The organism is Bradyrhizobium sp. JYMT SZCCT0428 (assembly GCF_018131075.1).
GTDB lineage: Bacteria > Pseudomonadota > Alphaproteobacteria > Rhizobiales > Xanthobacteraceae > Bradyrhizobium.
Map to the genome: position 1 here is coordinate 1 of NZ_JAFCLS010000163.1, position 1,359 is coordinate 1,359.

At 57.4% G+C, this 1,359-nt stretch carries 2 protein-coding genes and 1 pseudogene; 2 read left to right on the forward strand and 1 reads right to left on the reverse strand.

Annotated features, from left to right (window positions below; translation table 11 throughout):
• The first annotated feature begins 159 nt into the window (after positions 1-159).
• On the forward strand, positions 160-477 hold the full coding sequence (locus JQ575_RS44170) for a hypothetical protein (RefSeq protein ID WP_212039414.1): 318 nt from the start codon (positions 160-162) through the stop codon (positions 475-477).
• A gap of 67 nt (positions 478-544) precedes the next feature.
• Positions 545-757, forward strand: a pseudogene (locus tag JQ575_RS46845) (MBL fold metallo-hydrolase); the annotation flags it as partial.
• A 440-nt stretch (positions 758-1,197) separates the two neighbouring features.
• Here the strand turns inward: JQ575_RS46845 and JQ575_RS44175 are convergent.
• Positions 1,198-1,338 carry an ABC transporter substrate binding protein gene (locus JQ575_RS44175; protein ID WP_249167332.1) on the reverse strand — a complete coding sequence of 47 codons (141 nt, stop codon included), beginning with the start codon at positions 1,336-1,338 and terminating at the stop codon, positions 1,198-1,200.
• Positions 1,339-1,359: the final 21 nt, after the last annotated feature.

Below are 1,359 nucleotides of genomic sequence, written 5' to 3' on the forward strand. Positions count from 1 at the left end.
TCGGCAGTGAACTGCTCAAGCGGACATTCGAACATGCGAAGAACTCCGGCGCTACCAACAGGGCGCTGATCACCTTCACGTTCAACACGGTGTCGCAGGGGCTTTACATCCGGCACGGCCTATTTCCGCGCTGTCCCATCTATAATTTCAGTGTCTCGCGTGAACTTCGTGGCGCTTTATTCCGGAGAAGAGTGCGTCGGGTATGCCTATGTCAGCTCGAGCGGCCACATCGGTCCGCTCGCCGTCGCACGGGCCGATGCTCTCGGCGGTGCGTTTACGACCGCGCTGGCTCTTGCGCTGGAAATTGGATCTCCACAGGTTTCGGCCTTTCTTCCCGGCGCGGCCGAAGCGGCTCTCAAGACCGCGGTCGAGCACGGGATGCGCATCACCGTTCCGATGCTGTTGATGTCGGCGCGCGAGTTCGGCGATTGGAGCGGATACTGCCCCGCAATCCAGGCTGTATGTGATCCAACTTAAACCTCATTGGCGGAGGCACGATCCGCGCAGTTGAAGCGATGATTGCGAATGCAGGCGACTGGCACGGCATCCCGTAAGCAACAGGTCAGAGCTCAGGGATTATAACGAGATGCTAGTGGCGATCCGTGATCGCGTAGGTACGCTGAAGAGGCAGAAGTGGACTCTCGAGGAGATCATTGCAGCGACTCCAACGGCCCCCTTCGATCAGCTATGGGGCCAGTTCGTTATCATCCCGGCCTTCTTCACGAAGCTTGTTTATGAGGGGATCCACGTAGCGTAATGGCCGCGATTTCAGCCCTGTTTATGTCCGCTTAGTCCAGAAGCGCGCCGTTACTAGCCCCCGTCTGTCCTTGGTCTACAGGTACGATGGGTATTGGCACACGTTACGGAGATCGACAACTTTCCAGACAAAATAAGCTCGAACGGGAGGAGATCATGAAGCACCCAGTTCTTGCCTTACTCGCCATCGTCGCTGTGGCGGTTCTCTCGGAGCCCGCTTCCGCGCAGGTATGACGCCTATGTGGCGCTGCTTCATTCCGGGACCGGGCGGATGATACTTCCCTGAGCCAACATAACTTGTTGGTCCGCTGTAGGTCATTCGCGTCGACTTGACCGCGTGCTGCTACTTCCGGTCTAGCCCTATAAGCAGACGCAATCAGGGCCGTCGGCATGTCTCAAAAGTGCCATAACCGGACTCATGCGCCGCAGCAAACAGCCTCTCTATTCGATGACCTCATCGGCGCGTGCCAGAACATTTGGCGGGATTTCGAGGCCGAGCGTTTTTGCGGTTTTGAGGTTGATGGCAAAGAGGAACTTGGTCGCTTGCTGGTACGGAATTTCGCCCGGCTTGGTTCCGCGCAAAATCTGATCGATTTGCCCGGC